Source organism: Prescottella agglutinans, assembly GCF_004011865.1.
Lineage (GTDB): Bacteria > Actinomycetota > Actinomycetes > Mycobacteriales > Mycobacteriaceae > Prescottella > Prescottella agglutinans.
The window spans coordinates 1-1,033 of the sequence record NZ_RKLP01000022.1 but is presented as its reverse complement, the minus strand read 5'-3'; the positions used below and the strand labels follow the sequence as shown (position 1 = coordinate 1,033).

At 66.9% G+C, this 1,033-nt stretch carries 2 protein-coding genes; both read right to left on the bottom strand.

Features of this window, described 5'->3' with window-relative positions:
• Positions 1-563, bottom strand: a 563-nt coding sequence (locus tag EGT67_RS24970) for a 3-oxoacid CoA-transferase subunit B (protein ID WP_164877653.1), incomplete at its 3' end; no start/stop codon positions are given.
• A partial coding sequence (locus EGT67_RS24965) for a CoA transferase subunit A (RefSeq protein ID WP_164877652.1) occupies positions 560-1,033 on the bottom strand: 474 nt, incomplete at its 5' end. The genes EGT67_RS24965 and EGT67_RS24970, both read right to left, overlap by 4 nt.

The following is a 1,033-nucleotide window of genomic DNA, read 5'->3' as shown; positions in this document are numbered from 1 at the left end:
CGCAGCACCAGTCCCGTGTCGGTGACGTCGATGACGGCCAGGTTGGTGATGATCCGCTGCACCACCGCCTGCCCGGTCAACGGAAGCGAGCACCGCTCGACGATCTTCGCGCCGCCATCACGGTCCGTGTGTTCCATGACCACGATCACCCGGCGGGCACCGTGCACCAGATCCATGGCGCCGCCCATGCCCTTGACCATCTTGCCCGGCACCATCCAATTGGCGAGGTCCCCGGTCTTCGAGACCTGCATGCCACCGAGGACCGCGGTGTCGATGTGCCCACCGCGAATCATGCCGAACGACAACGCCGAATCGAAGAACGCCGCACCCGGGTTCACCGTCACCGTCTCCTTACCGGCGTTGATCAGGTCGGGATCGACCGCATCCTCGCTCGGGTACGGGCCGGTGCCCAGGATGCCGTTCTCCGAATGCAGCACCACCTTCACGCCCTCGGGCAGATAGTTCGGGATCAGCGTCGGCAACCCGATCCCCAGATTCACGTACTCGCCGTCGACCATCTCGGCCGCCGCCCGCGCGGCCATCTGCTCCCGTGACCAGCTCATGCCGACACCGTCCGCTTCTCGATTCGCTTCTCCTGGACCCCGGTGTGCACCACACGCTGGACGAACACACCCGGCAGATGCACCTGCCCGGGATCGAGCTCACCCGGCTCCACCAGCCGCTCGACCTGCGCGATCGTGATCCGGCCGGCCATCGCCGCCAACGGATTGAAATTCATCGCGGTCTTGTTGAACACCAGATTGCCCTCGGTGTCACCGACCTCGGCGTGCACCAACGCGAAGTCCGCAACGATCGACTCCTCGAGCACGAACGTCTTCCCGCCGAACTCGCGGGTCTCCTTCGGCGGCGACGCGACCGCGACCGACCCGTCGGCGTTGTAACGCCACGGCAGACCACCCTCCGACACCGGGGTGCCGACACCGGCCGGCGTGTAGAACGCCGGGATACCCGCACCACCCGCCCGCATCCGCTCCGCCAACGTGCCCTGCGGGGTCAGCTCCACCTCGAGCTC